The sequence below is a fragment of the Amycolatopsis dongchuanensis genome, from assembly GCF_039542405.1.
Classification (GTDB): domain Bacteria; phylum Actinomycetota; class Actinomycetes; order Mycobacteriales; family Pseudonocardiaceae; genus Amycolatopsis_E; species Amycolatopsis_E sacchari.
In genome coordinates this window covers 110383-134939 of the sequence record NZ_BAABIB010000075.1, presented here as the reverse complement: position 1 = coordinate 134939, position 24557 = coordinate 110383, and the positions used below count along the sequence as shown (strand labels likewise).

Annotated in this window: 24 protein-coding genes; 7 read left to right on the top strand and 17 right to left on the bottom strand. The window is 71.9% G+C overall.

Annotation, left to right across the window (positions count from 1 at the left end; translation table 11 throughout):
• The first annotated feature begins 54 nt into the window (after positions 1-54).
• Positions 55-1797, top strand: coding sequence for a cation:proton antiporter (locus tag ABFX51_RS18255; RefSeq protein WP_091510541.1), 1743 nt, complete (start codon positions 55-57; stop codon positions 1795-1797).
• 156 nt (positions 1798-1953) lie between these two features.
• On the top strand, positions 1954-2514 hold the full coding sequence (locus tag ABFX51_RS18250) for an ester cyclase (RefSeq protein ID WP_091510545.1): 561 nt from the start codon (positions 1954-1956) through the stop codon (positions 2512-2514).
• A gap of 11 nt (positions 2515-2525) precedes the next feature.
• Here the strand turns inward: ABFX51_RS18250 and ABFX51_RS18245 are convergent, their stop codons facing one another.
• The 9 genes from ABFX51_RS18245 to ABFX51_RS18205 form a co-directional block, all read right to left on the bottom strand.
• A complete protein-coding gene (locus ABFX51_RS18245) occupies positions 2526-3620 on the bottom strand; it encodes an alpha/beta hydrolase family protein (protein ID WP_346054310.1) in 1095 nt (364 codons plus the stop codon).
• A gap of 75 nt (positions 3621-3695) precedes the next feature.
• The gene (locus ABFX51_RS18240; protein ID WP_091510552.1) at positions 3696-4370 is read right to left on the bottom strand and encodes a GntR family transcriptional regulator; all 675 of its coding nucleotides are present in this window, start codon (positions 4368-4370) and stop codon (positions 3696-3698) included.
• 20 nt (positions 4371-4390) lie between these two features.
• A complete protein-coding gene (locus ABFX51_RS18235) occupies positions 4391-5350 on the bottom strand; it encodes a 2-hydroxyacid dehydrogenase (protein ID WP_346054309.1) in 960 nt (319 codons plus the stop codon).
• Positions 5347-6228, bottom strand: coding sequence for an HpcH/HpaI aldolase/citrate lyase family protein (locus ABFX51_RS18230; protein ID WP_346054308.1), 882 nt, complete (start codon positions 6226-6228; stop codon positions 5347-5349). The genes ABFX51_RS18235 and ABFX51_RS18230 overlap by 4 nt, the downstream gene beginning before the upstream one ends.
• A 6-nt stretch (positions 6229-6234) precedes the next feature.
• Positions 6235-7776: an aldehyde dehydrogenase gene (locus ABFX51_RS18225; protein ID WP_346054307.1), complete on the bottom strand. Its 1542-nt coding sequence runs from the start codon at positions 7774-7776 to the stop codon at positions 6235-6237.
• Positions 7777-7807: 31 nt separating this feature from the next.
• A complete protein-coding gene (locus ABFX51_RS18220) occupies positions 7808-8926 on the bottom strand; it encodes a zinc-binding dehydrogenase (protein ID WP_091510569.1) in 1119 nt (372 codons plus the stop codon).
• Entirely contained in the window at positions 8923-10263 is a 1341-nt protein-coding gene (locus ABFX51_RS18215) for an MFS transporter (protein ID WP_346054306.1), read from the bottom strand. The genes ABFX51_RS18220 and ABFX51_RS18215 overlap by 4 nt, the downstream gene beginning before the upstream one ends.
• Before the next feature lie 43 nt (positions 10264-10306).
• A complete protein-coding gene (locus tag ABFX51_RS18210; RefSeq protein WP_346054305.1) occupies positions 10307-11593 on the bottom strand; it encodes a CaiB/BaiF CoA transferase family protein in 1287 nt (428 codons plus the stop codon).
• An 83-nt stretch (positions 11594-11676) separates the two neighbouring features.
• Positions 11677-12555: a LysR family transcriptional regulator gene (locus tag ABFX51_RS18205; protein WP_346054304.1), complete on the bottom strand. Its 879-nt coding sequence runs from the start codon at positions 12553-12555 to the stop codon at positions 11677-11679.
• A 78-nt stretch (positions 12556-12633) separates the two neighbouring features.
• On the opposite strand from ABFX51_RS18205, the gene ABFX51_RS18200 reads away from it, so the two are divergent.
• Positions 12634-13833: an MFS transporter gene (locus tag ABFX51_RS18200; protein ID WP_346054303.1), complete on the top strand. Its 1200-nt coding sequence runs from the start codon at positions 12634-12636 to the stop codon at positions 13831-13833.
• A gap of 48 nt (positions 13834-13881) precedes the next feature.
• Here ABFX51_RS18200 and ABFX51_RS18195 read toward each other — a convergent pair whose 3' ends face one another.
• From ABFX51_RS18195 to ABFX51_RS18175, 5 genes are read right to left on the bottom strand one after another with little or no spacing between them, the layout of a single operon-like run.
• Entirely contained in the window at positions 13882-14823 is a 942-nt protein-coding gene (locus ABFX51_RS18195) for an MBL fold metallo-hydrolase (RefSeq protein WP_346054302.1), read from the bottom strand.
• Positions 14820-15782 carry an MBL fold metallo-hydrolase gene (locus ABFX51_RS18190; protein ID WP_346054301.1) on the bottom strand — a complete coding sequence of 321 codons (963 nt, stop codon included), beginning with the start codon at positions 15780-15782 and terminating at the stop codon, positions 14820-14822. The genes ABFX51_RS18195 and ABFX51_RS18190 overlap by 4 nt, the downstream gene beginning before the upstream one ends.
• Positions 15779-17020, bottom strand: coding sequence for an MFS transporter (locus ABFX51_RS18185; RefSeq protein ID WP_346054300.1), 1242 nt, complete (start codon positions 17018-17020; stop codon positions 15779-15781). The genes ABFX51_RS18190 and ABFX51_RS18185 overlap by 4 nt, the downstream gene beginning before the upstream one ends.
• A gap of 50 nt (positions 17021-17070) precedes the next feature.
• A complete protein-coding gene (locus ABFX51_RS18180) occupies positions 17071-18528 on the bottom strand; it encodes a class I adenylate-forming enzyme family protein (RefSeq protein ID WP_346054299.1) in 1458 nt (485 codons plus the stop codon).
• On the bottom strand, positions 18518-19552 hold the full coding sequence (locus tag ABFX51_RS18175; protein ID WP_346054298.1) for a fumarylacetoacetate hydrolase family protein: 1035 nt from the start codon (positions 19550-19552) through the stop codon (positions 18518-18520). Before ABFX51_RS18175 ends, ABFX51_RS18180 begins: the two co-directional genes overlap by 11 nt.
• A gap of 113 nt (positions 19553-19665) precedes the next feature.
• Between ABFX51_RS18175 and ABFX51_RS18170 the strand changes: the two genes are divergently transcribed.
• Both ABFX51_RS18170 and ABFX51_RS18165 read left to right on the top strand, forming a co-directional pair.
• Complete coding sequence (locus tag ABFX51_RS18170; protein ID WP_091510596.1) at positions 19666-20283, top strand: TetR/AcrR family transcriptional regulator; 618 nt, start codon at positions 19666-19668, stop codon at positions 20281-20283.
• Between the two features lie 45 nt (positions 20284-20328).
• Complete coding sequence (locus ABFX51_RS18165) at positions 20329-20859, top strand: CGNR zinc finger domain-containing protein (protein ID WP_346054296.1); 531 nt, start codon at positions 20329-20331, stop codon at positions 20857-20859.
• 15 nt (positions 20860-20874) lie between these two features.
• On the opposite strand, the gene ABFX51_RS18160 is transcribed toward ABFX51_RS18165, so the two are convergent.
• Together ABFX51_RS18160 and ABFX51_RS18155 are read right to left on the bottom strand one after the other, a co-directional pair.
• Complete coding sequence (locus tag ABFX51_RS18160; protein WP_346054294.1) at positions 20875-21738, bottom strand: alpha/beta fold hydrolase; 864 nt, start codon at positions 21736-21738, stop codon at positions 20875-20877.
• Positions 21739-21836: 98 nt separating this feature from the next.
• On the bottom strand, positions 21837-22151 hold the full coding sequence (locus ABFX51_RS18155) for a hypothetical protein (RefSeq protein WP_143249910.1): 315 nt from the start codon (positions 22149-22151) through the stop codon (positions 21837-21839).
• Between the two features lie 41 nt (positions 22152-22192).
• On the opposite strand from ABFX51_RS18155, the gene ABFX51_RS18150 reads away from it, so the two are divergent.
• Together ABFX51_RS18150 and ABFX51_RS18145 are read left to right on the top strand one after the other, a co-directional pair.
• Positions 22193-22477 carry an alpha/beta hydrolase fold domain-containing protein gene (locus ABFX51_RS18150; RefSeq protein WP_091510813.1) on the top strand — a complete coding sequence of 95 codons (285 nt, stop codon included), beginning with the start codon at positions 22193-22195 and terminating at the stop codon, positions 22475-22477.
• A complete protein-coding gene (locus ABFX51_RS18145; RefSeq protein ID WP_091510605.1) occupies positions 22459-23058 on the top strand; it encodes a hypothetical protein in 600 nt (199 codons plus the stop codon). Before ABFX51_RS18150 ends, ABFX51_RS18145 begins: the two co-directional genes overlap by 19 nt.
• Positions 23059-23069: 11 nt before the next feature.
• Here the strand turns inward: ABFX51_RS18145 and ABFX51_RS18140 are convergent, their stop codons facing one another.
• A complete protein-coding gene (locus ABFX51_RS18140; RefSeq protein ID WP_091510607.1) occupies positions 23070-24515 on the bottom strand; it encodes an amidohydrolase family protein in 1446 nt (481 codons plus the stop codon).
• Positions 24516-24557: the final 42 nt, after the last annotated feature.

The window sequence follows — 24557 nt, the reverse complement described above, 5'->3', positions numbered from 1 at the left end:
CCGTGGAACAGCATTCCATGATTGCTCGGTGCAGCTGGGAGGACGGGCGCGACCGTGGAACCGACTCTCTTCGCGGTGCTCGCGGTCGTCAGCATCGCGGTGGTCGCGGCGTTCTCCGAGCGGCTCAAGCTCGCCGCGCCGTTGAGCCTGGTGGTGGTCGGCATCGGCGCGAGTTTCCTGCCCGGTGTCCCGCACCCCGCGATCGCACCCGAGCTGATCCTCGCGGGAGTGCTGCCGCCGTTGCTGTATTCGGCCGCCGTCAACATGCCGGTCGTCGACTTCCGGCGCAACATCCGCCCGATCGGGGGCCTGGCCGTCCTCCTCGTGGTGATGTCCACGCTCGGCGCGGGCTGGCTCTTCCACTGGCTGATCCCGGGGATCGGCTGGCCCGCCGCGTTCGCGCTGGGCGCGGTGATCAGCCCCACCGACGCGGTCGCGGCGAGTTCGGTGGGGCGGCGGCTCGGCCTGCCGCCGCGGCTGCTCACCGTGCTGGAAGGCGAGGGACTGGTCAACGACGCATCGGCACTGGTGCTGCTGCGTTCGGCCGTGGCGGCCGTGGCCGGTTCGGTGTCCGTCTGGGGCATCGTCGGGGAGTTCGGCTACGCGGTCGTGCTCGCGGTCGGGATCGGGCTGGCAGTCGGCGTCGTGAACGTCCGCGTCCGCGCGCTGCTGAACAACGACGTGCTCAACACGGCGATCTCCTTCGTGGTGCCTTTCGTCGCGTTCCTGCCCGCTGAGGAGCTGAACGCTTCCGGTGTCCTGGCGGTCGTCGTCGCCGGCCTGGTGACGGGTCACCTCGGGCCGCGCCACGTGCGCGCGACGGACCGCATCGCCGAGGCCACCAACTGGCGCACGGTGGCGTTCCTCCTGGAGAGCGGGATGTTCCTGCTCATGGGCCTGAGCGTGCAGACGCTGCTCGACGAGGTACACGACGACGGCACCGGCGTCGCCCGCGCGCTCCTGATCGGGCTGGCGGCCTCGGCGGTCGTCATCCTGATACGCGTCGTCTTCGTCGCGCCGCTCATCGCCGGACTGCACCGCGAGCAACGGAAAGCGGCGCGCCTCAAGCCCCGCGTGGAAACGGCGCAGGCGGCGCTGCAGGGCGACGAACCGGACAGCGGGGTCGGGGCGCGACTGCGCCGGTTGTCGCCCCGGCGGCTGCGCCGGTTCCGGGAGCGGCTGGACCGGATGGCCGCCGACATCGAGTTCCGCCTCACCGAGACGCTGGGCTGGCGCGGTGGGGTGGTGCTCGGCTGGGCCGGGATGCGGGGCGCGATCACCCTCGCCGCCGCGCAGACCCTCCCGGCGGCCACCCCCGGCCGCGCCCAGCTCGTCCTGATCGCCTACGTCGTGGCGATCACGACCCTGCTGGCGCAGGGCCTGACGCTGCCGGCGGTCATCCGGGCGGCACGGGTGCCCCGGGAGGACCCGTGGCGGCTGCGCACCGAGTACGTCCGCCTCATGGGCACGCTCGCGGGGGTGGCGGAGTCAATTTTGGACGACCCGGAGCTGGAGGACGCCGACGGGACGCCGTTCGCCGGACGAGTCCTCGACCAGGTCCGTTCGGACACGCGCCTTCCCGCCGAGGCCACGACCGGCCCGCCTTCCCAGGAACAGATCGAGATCGCGCACCAGTACCTGCGGCTGCGGTTGCGCGTCCTGGCCGAACAGGCCGAGCGCCTCCAGCAGGCCAGGGCCAGCGGTGAGTACAGCTCCGCCGCCCTCAGCCGCGCCCAGACCGCTCTCGACGTGGAGACCGCGCGCTTCGAACAACTGGGGCAGGCGGAGCGCGGCTGACCGCGTCCGGGGACATCACCGCCCGCGGCCTGTGCACGGAAGGTCGCGTGCCCGATAGTCCCTGTCTTCGATCCCGCCTGGCCGGGCTCCCCGGGCACGGGCCCCGAGCCTGCTTCACTGTGGTGCGCCGCAACACAGGAACAGGAGTGCACCACCATGAGCGAGTTCGACATCCCCGGTACGGAGGTCCTGCGTGCCCGGCAGGAGGTGGTCCTGAACCACTTCCGCGACGAGGTCGCCCAGGACTGGGACGCCACGCTGTCGACGTTCCCGCACCCGCACTACGAGATCGTCCCGACCATGACGGTGCACGACGGGGACTCCGCCGTCCGCGGGTACTACCAAGACACGCGGCGGGCGTTCCCCGACCAGCACCACGAGCTGATCTCGCTGCGCCACAGCGAGGACGCGGTCGTGGTGGAGTTCTGGCTGATCGGCACCCACTTCGGCCCGTTCGGGAAGCTGCCGCCGACCGGTTCGGAGTTCCGCGTCCGGATGACCGCGTACTTCATCTTCGACGCCGACGAGAACCTCTCCTGCGAACGGGTCTACTTCGACTCGCTGTCGATGCTGAAGCAGCTCATCGGCGGCGTGGACAAGAAGAACCCGAAGAACTGGCCGTTGCTGGTGAAACTCGTGCGGGGCCTGCTGTCCATGTCCGCGGAGGCGCCGGACGAGCGGCTGCTGCGCACCGCCGAGCCGGTTCTGCAGAGCTGACGGGGAGCGGCTCAGGCGACGAACTCCATCGCCGGGTAACGCCGTGAAGGCCCGCCCAGCAGGTGGTCGTCCCGCCCGAGCAGCCACCGGTCGAAGAACGACGCCACGTAGGCGCGTTGCGTCCGCACGCTGGTCGCCGGGTCGAGGGTGCCCAGCCCGACGCCCAGTTGCGGCAGCAACGCCGCGGCGTCCGTGAAGGACGCGTGTTCGGCACCGCGGAGCCTCAGCTGCCTGGCCCAGCCGCGCGTCGCGGCGAGGAAGGCCGTCCAGCCGGGACCCGTGTCGGTCTCGCCGTCCTTGCCGACCAGCAGGAACGGCCGTCCCAGACCCTGCGCGGCGGGCGGCATCAGGCTGCCGTCGAGGTAGGTCAGGTTGCCGTCCAGGTTCACCCCCGCCACCACCCGCGGATCGGCGGCCATCGTCAGCGCGGCCGCCGAACCACCCATCGAATGGCCGAACATGCCGACGCGGCGCACGTCGAACCCGCGGGCGGCCAGCTCGTCCAGCACGAACCGCGTGTCGGCCACGCGCACGGCGAGTGCCTTGCGCACGAAGGTGTCCGGGTCACCGGGGTCGACCATGGTGCGCACGGAACCGTCGGGGAACTGCACCTCCGGGGACTCCCACGTGTGGTCGAGGCTCACCACCACGTAACCCCGGCTCGCCAGGTCCTCGGCCGCCGCGGTGGCCCACGTCCGCGGCTCTCCCAGCCCGGGCGAGTACACGATCACCGGCCGGTCACCGGGCACCGGCACCGCGCCGCCGTACGAGCCGGTTCGCACGCCCGCCCAGTCCGCACCGGCGGGCACACCGAGCCCGAGCAGGCCGTTCGCCGTCACCGCGGCGAAGTGCGCCGCAGCGCCCGGCAGCATGTACGGCATCCGCTCGTGCCCGGACCGCGCGGGCCGGTGCACGCTCACCATCAGCTCCCGGACCCCGCCCCGCCACGGGTCCGGCCGTGACGCGTCCACCAGGTGCAGGTCGGTGCGGCCGACCGGGTGTCGCCCGCTGGGCGCGGGCAGCGCGAGCCGCTGGGCGGCCGAGGCCGGCAGGGCCGTCGAGGCGAGCAGGACGGTCGTGGCCAGCAGGAAGGATCTCCGGAGCATGGTGATCAAGTTAGTGACCGAGAACGCCCGGCGTCGTCAGGGAAATCCCGGAGGCCGTCCCCGGTTCGCGGCCGCTCAGCTCTCCGGGGCGCCGATCGCGCGCAGGTGGTCGATGGTGGCCTTCTTGCCCCGTTCGATGTGGTCGAGCATCGCGGCGGCCGCGGCGTCGGGCTGGTGCTCGCGCAGCGCGTCGGTGACCACCTGGTGGTCGAGCACCGAACGGTGGCGCCGGTGGATGAACCAGATCGCCTGGTACGGCACGCCCGTCCAGAGCCGGTCGATGAACTCGTCGAGGAAGGCCGAGTGCGCCGCCTCGTACACGGCGCGGTGCCACAGGGCGTTGAGGTCCACGACCACGCCCTGCTCGCCGTCCTCCTTCTCCGCCGCGGCGCGGAACTCCGCGTGCAGGCCCTGGATCTCCTCCAGCTCCCGGTCGGTGGCCCGCTCGGCGGCGAGCCTGGTGGCCAGCGGTTCGAGGGTCTCGCGGAGCAGGTAGATCTCCTCGGCGCGGGGGATCGAGTACCGGGTCACCACGTGGCCGTGGTGGGGCCGGTACTCGACGAGACCGTGTGCCTGGAGCATGCGGAGCGCCTCGCGGATGGGCGTGAGGCTCATCTGCAACCCGTCCGACAGGCTCTGCAGCGTCAGCTTGGCCCCGCCCGGCAACGTCCCGCGTTCGATCTGCCACCTGATCGCGTTGAAGGCCTCCTCGGCCTTCGTCACCGAGCCCCGCTCCCGTTTCCCCGCCATCGGACCCCTTCCTGGTTCCCTCAGCAGGACAGTACCGAGACCGGCGTCGGGGCCGGCCTGCCGGAGAGCACCGCGACCACGTTCTCGACCGCGAGCTCAGCCATCCGGGTGCGGGTTTCGACGGTCGCCGAGCCGAGGTGCGGGGCCAGCACGACGTTGCCGAGGGTGCGCAGCCGCTCGTGGACCTCGGGTTCGTGCTCGTAGACGTCCAGGCCCGCGCCCGCGATGCGGCCTTCGGAAAGCGCTTCCGCGAGCGCCGCCTCGTCGACGATCGGCCCCCGCGCGGTGTTGATCAGGAACGCCTCGCGCTTCATCGCCCGCAGGGCGCCCGCGTCGATCAGGTGCCGGGTTTCGGTGGTCAGCGGGCAGTGCAGTGACACGACGTCCGAGGTGGCCAGCAGCTCGTCGAGGGGAACCGCTTCCGTGCCGGGGGTGGGCCGTCGCGAATGGTGGACCACCCGCATGCCGAAGGCCGCGGCGCGCGTGGCGACGGCCTTGCCGATGTGCCCGTAGCCGATGATCCCGAGCTGCTTGCCCTGGAGCCCCGTGCCGAGCATGAACGAGATGTCCCACGACCACGCCGCGCCCGACCGGATGAGCCGGTCGCCCTCGGCCACCCGCCGCGTGACCGCGAGCAGCAGGGCCATGGTCAGGTCGGCGGTCGCGTCCACCAGCACGCCCGGGGTGTTGGTCGCGACGACACCCCGGCGGGCGAGGGCGGGCACGTCGACGTTGTCGTAGCCGACGGCGGTGTTCGCGACGATCCGCAGACCGCTTCCCGCCGCGTCGAGCACGCTGTCGTCGATGCGGTCGGAGAGCATGCTGATCACGGCGTCGGCGCCCCGCACCGCCTCGCGCAGCTCGCCGGGTGTCAGTGGCCGGTCGTGCGGCGAGACCCAGACGGACCCGGCGGCGCGCAGCGGTTCCAGCGTTTTCGCCGGCAGCGCGCGGGTGACGACGATCCGGGGCGGCGCGGTCATGGCCGCCCCCGCTCGGCGAGCAGCGCGCGGGCGCGCCGCGCGATCGGGTAGTCGACGAACTCGCCGTCGTCGAGCTGGATCGACGAGACGCCGTCCGCTTCGGCCGCGCGGAAGGCCTCGTCGACCCGGCGTGCCCAGCGCAGCTCCTCCTCGGTCGGCGCGAACGCCGCCGCGACGGCGGGGATCTGCCGGGGGTGCAGCACCTGCTTGCCGCCGAAGCCCAGCGAGCGCGCGTGCGCGGCGGAGGTGGCGAGCCCCTCGTCGTCGGACAGGTCGAGGTGCGGCCCGTCGATCGGGCGCGGCAGCCCCGCCGCGGCCGCCGCGAGCACCAGCTGGGAGCGTGCGACGAACAGCTCCTGCCCGCCCGCGGTCGGCGTGACACCGAGTTCGCGGGAGAGGTCCGCGGGACCGAACGCGAGCGTCCGCACCCGTTCGGCAGCGGCCAGCTCGCGCACCGCGAAGATGCCCGCGGCCGTCTCGACGAGTGGCACGATCCCCGTGCTGCCCGGTTCCCGGTGCGCGTGCCGCTCGGCGCGTTCGAGCAGGGCGGCGACCGCACGCACGTCGTCAGGACCGGAGCACATCGGGACGATCACGAGGTCGATGCGCGAGAGCACCGGCTCGAGCGCCTCGACGTCCGCCTCGGCGAGCCCGCTGGCCACGCCGTTGATCCGCACCGTGACGAGCGGGCCGCCGGAGGGCAGCGCGCCGAGCGCGGTCACGGCGCTGGCGCGCGCGGTTTCCTTGCGGGACAAGGCAACCGCGTCTTCCAGGTCGACCGCGATGGCCTCGGCACCCGCCGCCGCGGCCTTGGGGATCCGGTCCGGCCGGTCGCCGGGGACGAACAGCAGCGTGCGTGGTGTCGTCGTGAGGTCCACCGGCGCTCAGCCCTCGTACCAGTTCGGCAGCTCGTCCTGTATGTCCACCCACACCGACTTGACCCGGGTGTAGTGCTCCATCACCTGCAGCCCACCCTCCCGGCCGTAGCCGGACTGCTTGTAGCCGCCGAAGGGGACGAGGTGGTTGATGGTCCGGGTGGTGTTGATCCAGATCAGCCCCGCCTCGATCCCCGCGGCCACCCGGTGCGCCCTGGCGATGTCCCGCGTCCACACCGATCCGGCGAGCCCGTACTCGGTGTCGTTCGCCTTCGCGAGGGCGTCGGCCTCGTCGGTGAAGGTGAGCACGCCGGTGACCGGGCCGAAGATCTCCTCCCGCATCATCCGCATCGTGTTGTCGACGCCGTCGAGCACGGTCGGCGTGAAGTAGTAGCCGTCCGCGAGCGCCGGGTCGGCGGGACGGGTGCCGCCGCAGACGAGCGTCGCGCCCTCCTGCGTGCCGCTGTCGACGTAGCCCGCGATCTTTTCCCGGTGCTGCGCCGAGATCTGCGCGCCCATCTGCGTCGAGTCCGCCAGCGGGTCCCCGACGCGGATGCGCCGCGCGAGCGCGGTGAAGCGGTCGAGGAACTCGTCGTGCACGGAGTCCTGGACGAGGATCCGGGACGCCGCCTGGCAGGTCTGGCCGGCGGCGGAGAAGATGCCGTACGCCGTGCGGTGCACCGCGGCGTCGAGGTCGGCGTCCGCGAAGATCACCGTGGGGGACTTCCCGCCGAGCTCGAACGTCACCAGCTTGAGGTCGTTCGCGGCGGTGGCGGCGATCTGCCTGCCCACCTCGGTGGACCCGGTGAACGCGATCTTGTCGACCCCCGGGTGGGCGACCAGCGCGGCACCCGCCGCTTCACCGAACCCGGTCACCACGTTGAACACGCCGTCCGGCAACCCGGCTTCGGCGATCAGCTCGGCGAAGGCGATGGACGACACCGAGGTCTCCTCGGCGGGTTTGAGCACGATGGTGTTCCCGCCGGCGAGCGCCGGGCTGAGCTTCCACGCGAGCATGAGCAGCGGCGAGTTCCACGGCACGATGGCCCCGACCACGCCGACGGGTTCCCGCCGCGTGTAGCTGAAGACCGTGGCGGCCTGCGGGTGCGTCTCCCCGAGCACCGTCTGGCACACGCCCGCGAAGTACTCGAAGTAGCGCACGATCGCGTCGATCTCGGCACGCACCTCGCGCAACGGCTTGCCGTTGTCGCGGGACTCGATGACGGCGAGGTCGTCCCGGTGCCGGTCGACGATCGCCGCGATGCGGATCAGGAAGCGTGCCCGGTCGGCCGCGCTCACCCGCGACCAGGCGCCGGTCAGCGCCCGGCGGGCCGCGGTCACCGCACGGTCCACGTCCTCGGCGGACGAGCGGGGCAGGGTGGCCCAGACCTTGCCGTTGCGGGGTTCGTAGGAATCGAACGTGCCGCCGTCGGCGGCCTCGGCCCACTGCCCGCCCACGAACATGCGCAGCGCCACCGGCGCGCCGTGGTCGGTGTCGGCGAGGGTGCCGACGAGGTCGGTTCCGGGCTTCACGTGGTCTTGCACGGTCATCGTTGGTCTTTCTCCGGGAAGGTGGGGGTGGTCAGGGCAGCAGGACCGGTTTGATCTCCTGGAAGGCCTGCATCCGGGTGATCACGGCGTTGACGTCTTCGAGCGGGTACCGGCCGCTGATCAGCCGGTCGAACGGCAGGCGGCGCGCGTAGCGGTCCAGGACCGTGAGCGCCTTGTGGTAGTGCGAAACGTCGCCCGAGAACGAGCCGATCACGGTGAGGTTCTTCTTGGTGATCGTGCCCGGCGCGATCGTGGTGGTGCCCGCGCCGAGCTGGCCGACCACGACGTAGCGCCCGCCGGGCGCGGCCAGGTCGACGCCCTCGGCGAACGCCGCCGGGTGCCCGGAGAACTCGGCCACGAGGTCCGCGCCGCGGCCGTCCGTGGCTTCGTGCACCCTGGCCAGCCGTTCGGCGGGATCGGGGGTGTCCTCCAGCGAGATCACCTCGTCGGCGCCGAACGCCGCGGCGAGTTCGAGGCGGGCGGCCGGTGCGCCGACCGTGACGACCCGGCCGGCGCCCGCCTGCGCGAACAGCCCGGTGGCGAGGATGCCGAGCGGCCCGGCGCCCTGGACCACCACGGTGTGCTCCGGTCCCACGCGGCCGGCCTGCTCGACCGCGTTGACCACCGAGCGCAGGGCGCAGCTGGCCATGCTCGCCAGCGCGTCCGGAACCGTGTCAGGGACGCGGACGCGGCCCGCGCCGGGGAGGACGTAGGCGTGCTGGGCGAAGCCGCCCATCAGGTAAGGCCAGTCCTGCAGCGAGACGTGGCCGTAGGCCTTCCGGTTGAGGCACATCGCGGGCCGTTTGGCGGTGCACATCCGGCACCGCCCGCAGAAGGCGTGCGTCCAGATCACCCGGTCCCCGATCCGCAGCCGCTGCCCGACCGAGTCGTGGTCCGCGCCCTCGCCGATGGCGACGATCCGGCCGACCATCTCGTGCCCGAGGATCAGCGGCAGCCGGATGTCCAGCGCCAGCGAGCCTTCCCAGCAGTGCACGTCCGTCCCGCACAGCGAGCACGCCACGACCTCGACCAGCAGGCCGCCGGCCTCGACCGACGGCGGTACCGGGACCTCCTCGATCGTGATCGGCTCACCGAACGCGCGGACCACGGCCGCGCGGGTGTGCTCGGGGATGACGCCGGTACCGGTCATGCTCGGATCTCCTTGTCGAGGTCGGTGGGGGAGGTGCTCGTGGCGGGGGCGGGGGTCCGCGTGCGGACCTGGCCCCAGATCCCGACCACGAGCAGGGTCAGCAGGCACAGGCCGACGATGTAGACGGCGACCGGCCACGGTTCGCCGTGGGCGCGCAACATGAGCGCGGACGCGATGAGCGGGGTGAACCCGCCGATCAGCGCGGCACCGAGCTGGTAGCCGAGCGAGGCGCCGCTGTAGCGGACCCGCGCGTCGAACAGCTCGGAGAAGTACAGGGTCTGCGCGCCGTACATGGAGGCGTGGCCGATCGCCAGTCCCGCGATCAGCGCGAGCCACAGCGCGGCCGCGGACCCGGTGCCGGCGAGCCAGAAGAACGGGAACGCGAAGACCGCCATGAACGCCGCGCCGAATGCGTAGACCGGCCGCCGCCCGAGCCGGTCGGCCAGGACCCCGAACACGCCGACCGTGGCGATCGAGACGAGGCTGGCGACCAGCACCCCGTTGAGCGCGACTCCCTGTCCGGGCCCCGAATCCCGGTTGGCCAGCGTCAGCGCGAAGACGGTGATCAGGTAGAACGTGCCGGTCTCGGCGGCCTTGGCGCCGAAGGTGACGAAGACACCCCGCCCGTTCGTGCGCAGCGCCTCGACGATCGGGACCCTGGCCGTCTCGCGGCTGCTCACCGTCTTCTCGAACTCGGGGGATTCGGTGATCGAGCGGCGCAGGTAGATCCCGACGATCACGAGCACGAACCCCAGCAGGAACGGGATCCGCCAGCCCCACGAGTGGAACGCCGCGTCGGGCAGCAGCATGAAGCCGCCGAGGACGAGGTTGGACACGACGATCCCCGCGTACACCCCCATCTGCGGCCAGGTGCCGTAGAAGGCGCGGCGCCCGCGCGGGGCGTGCTCGATGGTCATGATCGCCGCGCCGCCCCATTCGCCGCCGTGTGCCAGGCCCTGCAGCACCCGCAGGGCGACCAGGAGCAGCGGGGCGCCGGTGCCGATCGACTCGTAGGTGGGCAGCAGGCCGACCCCGACCGTCGAGGCGCCCATCAGCGCGAGGGTCGCGATGAGCACGGACTTGCGGCCGACGCGGTCGCCGAAGTGCCCGGCGATGATGCCGCCGAGCGGACGGGCGACGAAGCCCACCCCGAACGTCGCCAGCGCCAGCAGCGTGCCCACCGCCGGATCGCTGCTGTGGAAGAACAGCTTGCCGAAGATCGTCGCGGACAGCGCGCCGTAGAGGTAGAAGTCGTAGTACTCGAGCATCGTGCCGACGCTGCTGGCCAGTGCGACACGCCGGATCAGCCGCGGATCCGGGGGAGTGGACGTGGACATGGTGGCAGGTCCTCTCGTCGTTGAGATGGGGGCCGCGCGGGGTTCAGCCCGCGCGCAGGGAACCGGTGTCCGGAGTGGACGCTGTGGGCTCGGAGTCCTTTGTGGACCGCTCGCCGGTCGGGCCGACCACGCCGTCGGCCACGAGGCGCTCGAGCTCCTCACGTGAGCAGCCCAGCAGGTCGCGCAGGATCTCTTCGTTGTGCTCGCCCAGCGCGGGGCCCGTGCCGCGGATGCGGCCCGGGGTGCGGGTGAGGTTCGCGATGAGCCCCTGCATGCGCAGCGGTCCCAGGCTCGGGTGCTCGACGGTGGTGGTGCTGCCGCGCTCGGCGAAGTGCGGGTCCGCGGCGATGTCGTCGATCGAGTACACCGGGCCGACGGTGGCGCCCAGCTCCTCGAACGTCGCGAGCACCTCGTCGTTGTCCCGTGCCGCGACCCAGGCCGCGATCGCCTCGTCGATCTCGTCGCGGTGCGCGAACCGGCCGGTGATGTCCGCGAACCACGGCGCGTCGGCGAGGTCGGCCCGCTCGACCGCGCACAGGATGCGCCGCGCCGTGGCCGTGGTGGCCCCGGAGAGCGCGACCCAGCGCCCGTCACGGGTCTGGTAGCAGCCACGCGGGACGTTGAAGTCGGTGCGGCTGCCCTGGCGGCCGGGCACCAGGCCGAGCTGGTCGTAGGCGGACAGCTGCGCGCCGAGGATCCAGAACAGCGGCTCGTAGATGGACAGGTCGACGACCTGGCCCTCCCCGGTGCGTTCCGCGTGGCGCAACGCCGTCATGGTGGCGAACGCACCGGCGAGCGCCGCGATGCCGTCCGCCAGTGGCCATTGCGGGAGCACCGGGGGACCGTCCTCGGGTCCGTTGGTGGCGGCGAACCCGGACATCGCCTCCGCGAGGGTGCCGAACCCGGGCCGCGTGCGGTACGGGCCGGTCTGGCCGAAGCCGGACACCCGGACGACGACGAGGCGCGGGTTGACGCGCAGCAGGTCCTCCGGGTCGAGCCCCCACCGTTCGAGCGTGCCCGGCCGGAAGTTCTCGACGAACACGTCGGTCTCGGACAGCAGCCGGCGCAGCAGGTCCGCACCGCGGGGATCGGACAGGGCGAGCGTGATGTCCCGCTTGTTGCGGCCCACGAGCGCCCACCACAACGATTCTCCGTCCTTGTGCCAGGCCCAGGAGCGCAGGCCGTCGCCACGGGGGTGCTCGACCTTGACCACGTCGGCGCCGAAGTCGCCGAGCAGCGTCGCGATCATCGGCCCGGCGTAGATCGTCGCGGCGTCGACCACGCGCACTCCGGTCAGCGGGAGCCGGCGGGAAGAGATCGTGTCAAACATTTGATAAAATCTAGCCGACGCGCTCGCCGGTTGGCAACCACCGGTGGATCTTGGCGGGGAAGTCCGGTTTGGCGGAGGAGCGGTCAGCGGTCCGGCAGGTCCAGCAGGTCGAGGAACGCGGTCGCCGCCGGGGTGCGCCCGGCGCCGCTCCAGATGAGGTACTCGACGCGCACGGGCGCGTCGGTGATCTCGATGGTCGCCACCCCGGTCAGCTGGGGGACGTAGGCCGCGGGCAGCAACGCGATCGCCAGCCCCTTCCGCACGAGCCGGGCCATCATGAAGTCCGCGGTGGTGACCTCGAACGCGACCTCGCGGCTCAGCCCCGCGGCGGCGAACGCCTCGTCGGACTGCGCGCGCGCCGGAGTGTGCGGTGGCAGGTCGATGAAGGTCTCGGTGGAGAGCCGGGCGAGGTTGACGGCCGGTTCGCCCGCCAGCGGGTGGTCGGGGGCGACGACGGCGACCAGCCGGTCCCGGGCGAGTTCACGGGCGTTGACCCCCGCCGGTCGCGCGGTGGTGGGCAACCCGAGGAAGGCGACCTCGATCCTGCCCTGCCTGACCTGCTCGGTGAGTTCTTCGCTGCCCCCGACCCGGATGTTCAGCTGGACCTGCGGATACCGCGCGCGGAACCGGCTCAGCGCGTCCGGGATGTCGACGGCGGCCACGGTGGGGATGAGGCCGAGGGCGAGTCTGCCGCGCACCTCGCCGGTCACCGCCGCGACGTCGGCGACCGCCCGCTCCGCGGCGTTGAGGCTCTCGCGGGCCGCGGCAACGAACGCCTGCCCGGCCGGGGTGATGCGCACGTGGCGGCTGGTGCGGTCGAACAGCCGCGCGCCCAGTTCCCGTTCGAGGGCGGCGATCTGGCGGCTCAGCGCCGACTGGACGACCAGGCACCGCTCCGCGGCGCGGGTGAAGCTGTTCGTCTCGGCGACGGCGAGGACGTAACGCATCTGCTGGAGCTCCATGAAGCAATGATCTCCCGGCATCGCTGAAGTGACAACAATGCGTTGGACTCATCGCTGTCCCGCCTCGAAACTCGGTTCGTGAGTTTTTCAAGGACATCCACTGTCAGTACTGGACCGCGTTCGCAGTTCCGGGCGTGGCTGGGCGTCGCGGCCATCACCGCGAGCTTGTTCGTCTTCGTCACCACCGAGTTGATGCCCGTGGGGCTGCTCACCCCGCTCAGCGCGGGACTGTCCGTCTCCGTCGGCGTCGCGGGCATGATGGTGACGCTGTACGGCATCTCGGCGGGCGCCGGGGTGCCGTTCCTGGTCGCGTGGAGCCGCACGGTCAACCGCCGTGCGCTTCTCGCCACGCTGCTGGCGGTCATGGCGGCCGGGAACCTCGTCACCGCCGTGTCGCCGAACTTCCCGGTCGTCCTGGCCGCCCGGCTCGTCACCGGGTTCGCGCACGGCGTGTTCTGGGCGATCGGCGTCGCCATGGCGATGCGGCTCGTGCCCGGCGAGAAGGCGAGCAAGGCGGCCGCCGTCGTGCTTTCCGGCATGTCGATCGCCACGGTCGTGGGCATGCCGCTGGGCACGTTCATCGAAAGCCTCACCGGCTGGCGCGCCACGTTCCTCATCTGGAGCGGCCTGAGCGTGGCGGTGTTCCTCGCCGTCGTGCTCACGCTCCCGTCGCTGCCGTCCCAGAGCGCCATCCCGGTGCGGGAGGTGTTCGCGCTGCCGATCCGCAACGGGCGGCTGCGCGGCGTGATGACCACGGTGGCGCTGTACGTGCTCGGGCACTTCGGCGCGTACACGTTCATCCGCCCGTTCATGGAGCAGCGCGCCGGGGCGTCGGCGGCGTGGGTGACCGGGCTGCTGATCGTCTTCGGGATCGGCGGCGCGCTCGGCAACTTCGCCGCCGGGCACACGGCCGGCAGGAACCCGCGCGCGACGTTCGTCGTCGCCTGCACCGGGCTCGTCGCCTCGCTGCTGCTGCTCCTGGTGGCCGGCGGCAGCCTGGCGGGCCTGGCGGTCGCCGTGGTGCTGTGGGGGACGTCGTTCGGCGCCGCCAACCTCTGCCAGGTGAACATGATGCTCGCCGCCGCCCCGGACACCTTCGAGGCCGCGATGTCGCTGAACACCATGGGCTACAACATCTCGATCGCACTCGGCGCGTTGCTCGGCGGGCTGTTCGCGGGCGGCTTCGGGCCCGCCGGCGCGGTCTGGTTCGGCGTCGCGTTGACGGTGACCGCACTGCTCACCGCCTTCGGCAAGCGCCGCGGTGCCGGGCCAGCCTGAAACGGCACGGGCGCCGCGCCCCACGTACGCGGCGCCCGTGACCCGGCCCTACGCCAGGCAGCTCAACGGCTTGCCGCCGTTGAGGGTCACCATGTCCGCCAGTGCGGCGGCCACGTCGACCGTGCCTCCGGTGAGGTCGGCGTACGCGCGGTGCAGGTTGCCGGCGAGCCGTTCGGTGTCGGTGAGCTCACCGAACCGGCCGAGGTCGGCCTGGCGCGCGACGTCGAGCGGTGCCTCGCCCGCCGCCACGCCCTGTTCCGCCAGTGCCAGCACGAAATCCAGGTACGCCAGCACGTCGTCGATCACCTCCGGCCCGCACACGTCGCCGTGGCCGGGCACGATGGTGGTGGCGGGGATGTCCTTGAGCCCGGCCACCACCTCTCGCGCGCCCGTCACGGACCCGGCGAGCAGGAACGGGGTGCCGCCGTTGAACAGCAGGTCGCCCGCGAAGAGCGTGCTGCGCTCGGGGATCCACACGACGCTGTCGTTGCTGGAATGCGCCGGGCGGCCGACGTGCCGGATCTCGCAGCGGAGGTCGTCGACGTGGAGCGTGACCCCGTCGGCGTAGGTGAGGAATGGTGGCGCCAGCTCCAGCTCGCCCCAGTGCACGTCCGTCCACGTGCCGCTGCGTACGAGCGCGCTCGTGCCCGGCCGGCCCTCCGCGAGCATCTCCTCCCGGCACCGCTCGTGCGCGACGATCACGGCTTCGCCGAACAGCGCGTTGCCGTGCGTGTGGTCGCCGTGGTGGTGCGTGTTGACCAGCGTGCGCACGGGGTTGGGGCTCACCCGCGAGATGGCCTCGCGGAAGGCACGGGTGCGGGCCTCCGTGGCGCAGCTGTCGATCGCCGCCACCCGGGTGCTGCCGACGAGGAAGCCGGTGTTGTTGATCCACCACGTCCCGTCGGGCTGGATGTAGGCGAAGACGCCGTCGGCGACCTCACGGACGGCCGGGGCACCCAGGTCACGCTGTTCGGTGAGCGAGGAGCTCATGAGAATCCCTCCAGTTCGGCGATGCGGCGGAACACCTCGCGGGTGTCCACGCGCTCCATCGCGGGGTCGAGTTCGTAGTAGACGGCCAGCACGTTCTGCGCGAGCCTGCCCCGCTCGTCGAGCGCGGCGTACCGGCCGAGCGTGATGTCCCGCATCGCGTCCTCGGGGGTCATGCCCTTCCGGTGCCGCTCGGCGGCCTCGTCCCGCACCCATTCGAGGTAGCCGCGGACCTGGCGCACCCCGTCCTTGGTGGTCACCGGGCCGTGGCCGGGCACGATGAACTCCACGTCCATCGCCAGCATCGCGTCGCACGCCGCGATCCAGTTCGACACCGGCCCGGCCCAGGTGATCGGGGTGCCGCCGATGAACAACAGGTCGCCCGCGTACAGCACCCCCTCGTCCGGCACGAGCACGACGCTGTCGCCCGCGGTGTGGGCGGGGCCGAGGCAGTGCACCTCCACCGCCGTGCCGCCGACCTCCAGCCGCAGGCTGCCGGTGAACGTCCGCGTCGCGAACGTGGGCGTGATCGACCCGAAGTCGAAGGGCTCGAAGATGTGCCGGGCGAAGCGGCCCGCCGCCCCCTCCTGGCCCAGCAGCCCGCGGATGAGCTCCGGCCCGTTCGTGCGCATCTCCTCGGCGGTGGGCGCCGACGCGATGATCTCCGCCTCCGCGACCAGCTGGTTGCCGAACCAGTGGTCACCGTTCGCGTGCGTGTTGACCACTGTGGACAGTGGGTTCCGGGCGAGCGGGCCGGCGAGGCCGTCGAGCATCTCGCGGGTCATCGGCACGTCGAACAGGGTGTCCACGAGGAGCGACTCGCCTTCACCGGTGATCAGCCCGGCGTTGCTCCACCCCCACGTCCCGTCCGGCACGAGCCACGCCGCGCAGTGCCGGGTGATCCGGTGCAGGCCCTTGGTGTACGGGATGTCCCGCGCCACGCGGGGAAGTCCGGTCTTCACAGCGCCTCCGCCACGTCGGCCGCCGGGGCGGGGGTGGTTTCGATCGCGGGCCGGGCGGGGTTGCGGCCGAACATGCCGACCAGTCCGCACACCAGCGAGATCCCGGCGAGCGCGACCCAGCCGGTGGTGAACCCGGCGGCGGGCACGATGTGCCCGAAGGCGATGGGCACGAAGAACCCGCCCACCCCGGCGAGGGTGAGCATCAGGCCCGTCGCGGTGCCGATGTACTCGTGCTTGATCCGCGACACCCGCGCGGGCACGGCGGACCACGCGGCGAACCCGAAGATCACCGACGCGCCCAGCCCGATGCCCAGCACCCACAGCGCACCCGTGGGCACGAACGGGATCAGCACGAGGAACACCGCGGACACCACGAGCGACCCGACGACGATCGCGCGCAGGTTGCGGCTGCGGTCGGCGAGCAGGCCGCCGACGACGCTGCCGGGGATGCCCGCCAGTGCGATGAGGGCGGACAGCAGACCGCCGAGGGACGCCGGGAACTGCCGTTCCTGCGTCGCGTACTCCGTGAAGACCTGGGAGGCGGTGAAGTACGCGCCGTAGCCGCCCATCAGCGCGACCCCGTAGATCCACAGGTCCCGGCTCGCGACGGCCGCCCGCAGCGCCGGGCCCTCGAACCGCGTCCCGGCCAGCGCGGGCAGGCCCGCCGGGGTGTGGAACCAGATCGCCGTGGCGAGCGCGACCAGCAGCTCGAACACCCCGGCGATGACCAGCGACAGGTGCCAGCCGGTGGCGTGCTGCAGGTAGATCCAGACGTACAGCGCGAACGCCGCGCCCGCGCTGAACGCCGCGCCACCGGACAGCCCGAGCGCGAGGGTGACCGGCCCCTGCTGGAACCACACGATGACGGCCGCGAACGCGACCGCGATGAAGATCGACCCGCCGATTCCGCTGAGGGTGCGGAAGACAGCCAGCGCGGTGTACGAATAGGACAGTCCGGAAAGGACTCCGGCGACGCCCTGCACGACCAGGCCGAGCACGAGCGTGCGTTTCATGCCCACCGCCGTGGCGAGCAGGCCGCCCGGCACGTGCGCGAGCCCGTAGCCGATGATGAACAGGGAGATCAGCAGGGTCAGCTGTCCGATGCCGACGCCGAACTCCTCGCCGATGAGGGGGAACGCGGCGGCGACGTCGAACCAGTTCAGGGTGAGCGCGACGAAGCCGAGGCTGATGAGCGCCAGCATCGGCCAGCGGCCGGTGGCGCCGGTGGGCGTGGACATGGGGGACCTCCTGGCAAGAGCGTCGTTGCTGTGCAGGTGGCGGAAACGGGTCAGGGAACCAGGGTGCGGAGCTCGGTCTTGCGGATCTTGCCGACGCTGGTGCGCGGCAGGGCGGGCAGGAAGTGGACGCGCGAGGGGACCTTGAACGCGGCCAGCCGTTCGCGGCACCACGCGAGGATCTCCTCGGCGTCGGGGTTCGTGCCGGGCGCGGGCACGACGACGAGCAGGACGGCCTCGTCGTGCACCGGGTCGGGGACGCCGACGGCGGCGCACTCGGCGACGGCGGGGTGCTCACCGGCGACCCGTTCGACCTCACCGGCCGAGATGTTCTCCCCGGAGCGCTTGATCATGTCCTTCGCCCGGTCGACGAAGTACAGGAACCCGTCGGCGTCGCGGCGGGCGAGGTCACCGGTGTGCAGGAGGCCGTCGCCGAAGGTGGCCGCGGTCGCCTCCGGGTTGCGCCAGTACCCGGCGGCGATCGTCTCGCCCGGCACACCACGGACCCGGATTTCGCCCGTCTGTCCGTCCGGGACCGGTTCCCCGTCCTCGCCGGTGAGCAGGACCTCGACGCCCGGCAGGGGACGGCCGATGCTGTCCCAGCGCCGGTCCGCCGAGTCCGGGTTCATGGTCGGCGGCAGGACGGTTTCGGTCATGCCGTACAGCTGCACCAGCCGGGTCGCGAAGCGCCGTTCGAACTCGGTGGCCTGCCTGGCGGACAGGTTCTGCGCGAACAGCACCGTGCGCAGCACCGCCTCGCCGTCGGCGGGCGGGTTGGCCAGGATCATCCGGATCGGCGCGGCGAACAGGCTGCCGAGCGTGGCGCCGAGCCGGGCGGCCTGGATTCCCCACCGCGACGCGGAAAACCGGGGCGCCACGGCGACGGAGGCGCCGCGCACCAGCGCCGACATCGTGCAGTAGTACTGGGCGTTGGCGTGGAACAGCGGCAGTGCGACGAACCAGCGGTCCGCCGCGGTGACCGACAGGTGGTCCGCCACCGCCCGGCCCACCGCGAGGTAGTTGGCGTGCGTGAGGACGACGCCCTTCGGCCGGCTGGTGGTCCCCGAGGTGTAGAGGATCGCGGCCGGGTCGGTGGGGGAGACGTCCACGGCGGGGACGTCGCCGTCCTCCGCGAGCGCGGCGGGCTGGACGACGTGGTGGCCCAGCGCTTCCAGCACGCTCGCCGCCTCACCGTCGGCGACCGAGACGCGGGGTCCGGCGTCGGTCAGCACGTGGGCGTACTCGTCGGCGGCTGACCGCGGGTTGGTCGGCAGCAGGATGGCGCCGAGGTGCGCGGTGGCGAACCAGACGTCGAGGAACTCCTGGCAGTTGGGCAGGCTGACGTGCACGCGGTCGCCCGGTCGCACGCCGAGCGCGGCGAGTCGCGCGGCCGTGGCCCGCAACCGGCGGTGCTGCTCGCCGTAGGTCACCGGGGCACCGCCGTCCACAATGGAGAAAACCGCGTCCGGCGGTGCCGCGGCGACCAGGGCAGCGGTCGTCTCAGTGGTCATGGCGGACGTGGACCTCGGGGGACCCGGTGTAGGAGGGGAGCCCGGCGCCCTCGGGAGGCCGCCGCCGCTCGCCGACGGGGTTGCGCAGCACGCCGACCCCGGACGCCTCGAGCTCGACCACGTCACCGGGCTGGATCCAGCGGTCCAGTTCCAGCCCGCACCCGCCGCCCACCGTGCCCAGCGCGAGGAACTCGCCCGGGTACACGGTTTCATCGAGGGACGCCCACGCGAGCACCTCGGCGAAGGAGAACTGCCGGTCCTTGGTGGTGCCCGACGCCCAGACCTCGCCGTTGACGCTGGCGGTCATCCGCACCGCCCACTCGTCGACCTCGTCCATGGTCAGCACGCACGGGCCCATCGCGGTGCAGAAGTCCTTGCCCTTGGACGGGCCGATGGTCAGGCTCATCTCGAAGAACTGGATGTCCCGCGCGCTGACGTCGTTGAAGATCGTCACGCCCGCGATGAGGCCGGCCGCCTCCTCCGGCGTCAGGTCCCGGCCGCCACCGGAGGTGAAGAAACCCAGCTCCAGCTCGAAGTCGAGCTGGGCGGTGTAGGAGGGCCACAGCAGGGGCTCGTCCGGGCCGATCACCGTCTCGACGTTGCACTTGTAGCAGATCGGCATGGCCGAGAACGCGGGCGGGACGGCCAGCCCGGAGCCCGCGGCGTGGTCGTTGTAGGTGAGGTAGTCGCGGATGCGGCGTGGCCGAGGCACGGGCGCGAGCAACCGCACGTCGTCCTGCGCGAGCACGGCGGGCACCCCGCCGTCGGTGAGGGTGTCACCCCGCGCGGCGGCCAGGTCCGCGGCTTCCAGCGCCCGTCGGGCCAGGCCGCGGGCTTGGGCGCCGCCCTGGAAGAACGCGACCATCTCGGCCGGGACCTCGGGTGCCGTGCTGCTCGCGGCCTCGCCGCGCCGCTGCGCCCGCTCGGCCCGGAGCACCCGGGAGGGATCGACCACGACGTCCTCGTGCAAGACGCCGAGCCGGGGCTGCGGGGAGGATCCGGATACGTACGTGACCAGACGCATGACGCCTCCTTGGATCAGCGTCCGAAGTTGGACTCAAGTCCATTGGGTCGGAAAGTTAAGCTAGACCGGGGTCCAAGTCAAGAGGGCCTCACGTGACTGGTTGACTACGGATCATGACGGCAGACGCGACGGGCTCACTCCACGTGACGGGGGACCGGAGGGCGCGCCACCGGGAGGCCCGGCGCGACCGCCTGTACCACGCCGCGGTCGAGTTGTTCGTGGAAAAGGGCTTCGACAACACGAAGATGGAGGAGATCGCCGAACGCGCCGACACCGCGCGCGCGACGGTCTTCAACCACTTCCAGCGCAAGACCGCCTTCCTCGACGAGTGGAGCCTGCGCCGCCGCCGCCGCGCGATGCACGCCATCGAGCTGGAGCACCTGGAGGACCGTCCGCTGAGGGACATCCTCGCCCGGTACCTGACCGAGCTGGCGCGGATCAGCGCGGACAGCAGGGCGGAGACCGTGGCGTGCATGGGCGCGGCGATCCGTTTCACGAACGTTTTCGGCAACCCCGAGCTGGCGCACCAGTTCGAGGGGTTCGTCGCCCGGGCCCAGAAGGCGGGCGAGGTCCGGCCCGGCACCGATCCCGAGCACGCGGCCCTGCTGCTCGCGAGTTCGTACTTCGCGACGCTGAGCGCGTGGATCGGCGAGGAGCCCGCCCCGTTCGACCTGGAGCGGCGGCTGCTGGAGACCCTTGCGATGATCCTGGACGGCATCCTCGGCAGGTGAGCTTTCCAACCGGTGTGGCGATGGTGAGCGGTTACACTGAGCCGCATGACCGACCCCCGTCCACTTCTCGGCGAACCACTGCCGCTGGATCTCGTGAACACCCGGTGGACCGAGCGCGGGGCTTCCCGCGACCTGCTGGACTCGCTCGACGGGCTGGCGGTCTGGATCGAGTCCAACGACCTCACGGCGGAGAGCACACCCGGCGTGCTCGAGGCGTTGCTGTACACACGTGACGCGCTGAACTCCTTGCTGTTGGGCGAAACCGGCGGACGGCGGCGCCTCAACGAGGTCCTCGAACACGGCCGGGTGCGCCGGACGCTCGGGCCCGGCGGCCCGGTCAGCGTGCCGGAGACCGACGAGCCCTCGTGGTACCCGGCGTGGCTCGCGGCGGACGGGTACCTGAAACTGCTCGACGAAGCCCCGGACCGCATCAAGCCGTGCGCCCACCCCGACTGCGTCCTGCACTTCTACGACGTCTCCAAGAACGGCACGCGGCGTTGGTGCTCGATGGCCGGTTGCGGGAACCGGTTCAAGGCCTCCCGCCACTACGCCCGGCAGCGCCACAGTGCCGGATGACTCCACTGTGGACGATCACCGGTGCTTGTCGAGGAAGTCGTGGATGAGTTTCGCGGCCTCGTCGAACTTGCTCTCGAGCAGGAAGTGACCGCCGTCGAGCAGGTGGATCTCGGCGTCGTCGACGTCACGGGCGAAGGCGCGGGCACCGTCCGGCCCGAAGATCGGGTCGTTCTCGCCCCACACGGCCAGGACGGGGACCTGCGTGTCGCGCAGGTACTCGTGCAAGGCCGGGTACATCGGCGGGTTGGTCGCGTAGTCCAGGAACAGCTTCAGCTGCACTTCATCGTTGCCAGGGCGTGAGATGTACCGGTGGTCATGGCGCCACGTGTCAGGGCTGACGAGGCTCGCGTCGGGCACGCCCGAGACGTACTGCCATCTGATGGCTTCTTCCGTGAGAGCTTCCCGCACGGGCGCTTCGGTTTCCGCGTTCTGTTCGGCGTGGTAGGCCCAGATCGGCTGCCAGAACTCCGGTACGAACCCCTCGTCGTAGGCGTTGCCGTTCTGGGTGACGATCGCGGTCAGCGCGTCGCGGTCCCGCAGGGCCAGCCGCCAGGCGATCGGGGCGCCGTAGTCCTGGACGTAGACGGCGTAGCGGGGCACGCCGAGCTGGTCGAGCAGCCCCGCGGTGAGGTCCGCCAGTGCGTCGAAGGTGTAGTCGAACTCGTCGGCGGACGGGGCGTCCGACAGGCCGAACCCCAGGTGGTCCGGCGCGATGACGTGGTAGCGGTCGGCCAGGTGGGGGATCAGGTGGCGGAACATGTGCGAGCTGGTCGGGTAGCCGTGCAGCAGCACGACCGCGGGCCCGTCGAGGGGTCCCGCTTCCCGGTAGAACAGCCGCTGCCCCTGGACGGTGGCATAGCGGTGGTGGACGTCGGGCATCGTTCTAACCTCCTGAGCGCATGACGGTGGTTAGAGGCAAGCATGGGGCTTGTAACCTGTCAAGAGTGCGAAGGAGGTTAGAACGGAGCCGGCGTGGGTCAGCCGTCCGCCGAATCCATCGCCACGCCGGCCAGTTCGACGGGGAGCGGGACGACGACCTCGTCGCCGGTCCAGTCACCACGCTCCGAGATGGCCAGGCCGATCAGCGCCAGGGTGCCCGCGAGATGGCGGACACGGCGGTCACCGAGCGGTTCCGGATCCACCAGCGGCACGGTGTCTTCGCGTTCCCAGGCCGCCACGGCGCGCCGCGCCAGGTCCTCGGGCAGCCGCACCAGCACCGGCGGTAGCACCGACGCCCGCAGCACCGCGCCCACCTCCGCGAGCGTGGCCGCCTCCGCTACTCGCACGTTCATGGTGTCAAGATCGCGGAACACGCGGGGTTCGCGCATCGGGGATCACCCGGACCTTTCCCCGGAAACGGCGTGACCCGAACTCGGACCCGAGGGTGAGTCCCTTGCGCCGCAACGACTTCCGGGGAGAACCGCCCACGTTCCTGGTTTCGTCGGGCCTCGACCCGTTCGTCCTGCAGAACCGCCGCTACGCCGCCGCGCTGGAACGAGCGGGGGTGCCGGTGCGGTACGTCGAGTACCCGGGCCTGCCCCACGGGTTCCCCGCCTCGGCGACCCGGTACGTCGTCAGCATCACACGATCCGCGAAGCCATGCGCGGGCTCAGCCTGATGGGCCTGGTCGAGGTGCGCCACGGCAGCGGCGCCTACGTGAAGGGGTCCGCGACCGGGGTCGTCGGCAGCTCGCTGCAGATGCTGCTGCGGTTCGAGCCCGTCGGGCTCGTCGACGTCGTCCGCCTGGCCGGGGTGCTGCACCGGCAGGTCGCCCTCTCGGGTGCCGAACGCGCGACCGATGCCGACCTCGCCGCGCTCGCCGCCGCCATCGACGCCATCGACGGCGAAGCGTCCGCCGCAGTGGCCGGACAGGTCGCTCGGTTCCTCGACGCGTTCGTCGCCACGGCGCACGACCCGCTGCTGGCGGCACTGTGCCACACGCTGGACCGCGTCGTCCTGAACGTCACCGCGGACGTGCTGTCGCCCGGTTCCACGGCCCTCGCCACGGAGATCGGCCACATCCGGCCGATCCGGCTCCGCCTGCTGCGGGCTTTGACCGACCACGACAGCGCCCGCGCCGTCGCCGCCGCGGACGAGTACCACGCGGTGTCGGAACGGATCGTGCTCACCCACCCCGAACTCGCGGGAGCCCGGCTGTCCGACCCCCGCTGGGCGCCGTTGCTGGCCGGGCTCGGCTGACGCTCCCGGCGTCACCGCTTCTTCGCCGTCTGCACGGCATGCTCGTGGAACTCGCGGGCCATGGGCTCGACCGCGGCCCACGCGCCCGGCGGGGTCCCGGGAAGCGCCCGGCCCGCGTCGCGGATCCGGCCGAGGATGCGCTCCGCGGCGGAGTCGGCCTCGGCGGTGAGGGTGGTCAAGTCGGTCGTCGCCAGTACGCCGTCGCGCTTGACGACCCTGCCGTCGACGAGCACGGTGCGCACGTCGGCTGCCGTGGTCTGGAAGAGAAGGGTGGCGTACGGGTCGACCACCGGGTGCTGCTCGACCGCGGGGCCGCCGACGAGCAGCAGGTCGGCGCGCTTGCCGGGGGTCAGCGAGCCGATCCGGTCGCCGAGGCCCAGCGCGTCGGCGGCGTTGACGGTGCTCCACCTGAGCGCCTCCCGGGCCGGGATCCCCACGCTGTCAGGCATCGCCCCGGCGGCGTTGACCGGTCCCAGCACGTCCTCCCGCGCGCAGGCGAGACCGAACCGCAGCTCGTGCCACAGGTCGCCGCTGTTGAGGGAAACCACGTCGACGGACAGGGTCGGGGCGATCCCGTGGCGCCGGCAGCGCTCGAAGACGGGACGGCCGAACCCCATGTTGAGCTCCGTTTCCACCGAAATCGACACCTTGCCCCCGCTGCGGGCGACCGCGTCCCACTCGGCGTCGGTGAACGCGTTGCAGTGCACGTGGACCATGTCCGGCCCGAGCAGCCCGAGCGCGTCCAGTTCCGTGATGCCGGTGCACAGGACGCTGCCGAAGACGCACCCGGCGTGGTTGACGAGCAGCGCGCGCCGCTCGCGGGCGGCCGCCAGTTCGTCGACGGTGTGTTCCCACGGCAGGCCGAACAGCTCCGACAGCGACACCCCGAGCGTGAGCAGGCCTTCGGACGCGAAGTACGTGTCCGCGATCCGGTGGAAGTCGGCGACGCGCGCCGCGTGGTCGCCGAACCGGCTCTCCTCCGGCGAGCTTTCGAAGAAGCCGTAGCAGAAAGCCGCGCGGATCCCGGCCTCCCGCAGGCCTTGGACGGCGGCGTCGGAGTGGTCGGGGGTGTTGTTGCAGTGGGAGAAGTCGAGGATCGTGGTCACGCCGGAGTTCAGCGCGTCGACGGCGCCGAACAGGTTGCCGAGGCGGACGTCGCCGGGCGTGTAGGCGGGGGAGACGCCGAGGCGGATCCCGAAGTAGTAGTCGGCGAGCGTCCAGTCGCCGCAGATCCCGCGGACCAGGGACTGCCAGGTGTGCCGGTGCGTGTCGATCAACCCCGGCAGCACGAGGTGCCCGGTCGCGTCGATGACCTCCGCGTCGGTCACCGGGAGGGAGGGGGCCACGGCGGCGATCACGCCGTCCTCGATCAGCACGTCCCCGGTGGGGAGGTCCCCGAGTGCGGGGTCCATCGTCAGGACGTGACCGTTGCGGACCAGGGTGCGGTGCGGGCTCATCGTCGATCTCCTTCAGCGTCGTTGCCGGGAAGAGCATCGCCT

What these genes read in the sequence shown, in the direction of transcription:
- ABFX51_RS18250 (WP_091510545.1), top strand. Translation starts at nt 1,954, where the DNA reads ATGAGCGAGTTCGACATCCCCGGTACGGAGGTCCTGCGTGCCCGGCAG.
- ABFX51_RS18245 (WP_346054310.1), bottom strand. Translation starts at nt 3,620, where the DNA reads ATGCTCCGGAGATCCTTCCTGCTGGCCACGACCGTCCTGCTCGCCTCG.
- ABFX51_RS18240 (WP_091510552.1), bottom strand. Translation starts at nt 4,370, where the DNA reads ATGGCGGGGAAACGGGAGCGGGGCTCGGTGACGAAGGCCGAGGAGGCC.
- ABFX51_RS18235 (WP_346054309.1), bottom strand. Translation starts at nt 5,350, where the DNA reads ATGACCGCGCCGCCCCGGATCGTCGTCACCCGCGCGCTGCCGGCGAAA.
- ABFX51_RS18225 (WP_346054307.1), bottom strand. Translation starts at nt 7,776, where the DNA reads ATGACCGTGCAAGACCACGTGAAGCCCGGAACCGACCTCGTCGGCACC.
- ABFX51_RS18220 (WP_091510569.1), bottom strand. Translation starts at nt 8,926, where the DNA reads ATGACCGGTACCGGCGTCATCCCCGAGCACACCCGCGCGGCCGTGGTC.
- ABFX51_RS18215 (WP_346054306.1), bottom strand. Translation starts at nt 10,263, where the DNA reads ATGTCCACGTCCACTCCCCCGGATCCGCGGCTGATCCGGCGTGTCGCA.
- ABFX51_RS18210 (WP_346054305.1), bottom strand. Translation starts at nt 11,593, where the DNA reads ATGTTTGACACGATCTCTTCCCGCCGGCTCCCGCTGACCGGAGTGCGC.
- ABFX51_RS18205 (WP_346054304.1), bottom strand. Translation starts at nt 12,555, where the DNA reads ATGGAGCTCCAGCAGATGCGTTACGTCCTCGCCGTCGCCGAGACGAAC.
- ABFX51_RS18195 (WP_346054302.1), bottom strand. Translation starts at nt 14,823, where the DNA reads ATGAGCTCCTCGCTCACCGAACAGCGTGACCTGGGTGCCCCGGCCGTC.
- ABFX51_RS18185 (WP_346054300.1), bottom strand. Translation starts at nt 17,020, where the DNA reads ATGTCCACGCCCACCGGCGCCACCGGCCGCTGGCCGATGCTGGCGCTC.
- ABFX51_RS18180 (WP_346054299.1), bottom strand. Translation starts at nt 18,528, where the DNA reads ATGACCACTGAGACGACCGCTGCCCTGGTCGCCGCGGCACCGCCGGAC.
- ABFX51_RS18175 (WP_346054298.1), bottom strand. Translation starts at nt 19,552, where the DNA reads ATGCGTCTGGTCACGTACGTATCCGGATCCTCCCCGCAGCCCCGGCTC.
- ABFX51_RS18170 (WP_091510596.1), top strand. Translation starts at nt 19,666, where the DNA reads ATGACGGCAGACGCGACGGGCTCACTCCACGTGACGGGGGACCGGAGG.
- ABFX51_RS18165 (WP_346054296.1), top strand. Translation starts at nt 20,329, where the DNA reads ATGACCGACCCCCGTCCACTTCTCGGCGAACCACTGCCGCTGGATCTC.
- ABFX51_RS18160 (WP_346054294.1), bottom strand. Translation starts at nt 21,738, where the DNA reads ATGCCCGACGTCCACCACCGCTATGCCACCGTCCAGGGGCAGCGGCTG.
- ABFX51_RS18155 (WP_143249910.1), bottom strand. Translation starts at nt 22,151, where the DNA reads ATGAACGTGCGAGTAGCGGAGGCGGCCACGCTCGCGGAGGTGGGCGCG.
- ABFX51_RS18145 (WP_091510605.1), top strand. Translation starts at nt 22,459, where the DNA reads ATGCGCGGGCTCAGCCTGATGGGCCTGGTCGAGGTGCGCCACGGCAGC.
- ABFX51_RS18140 (WP_091510607.1), bottom strand. Translation starts at nt 24,515, where the DNA reads ATGAGCCCGCACCGCACCCTGGTCCGCAACGGTCACGTCCTGACGATG.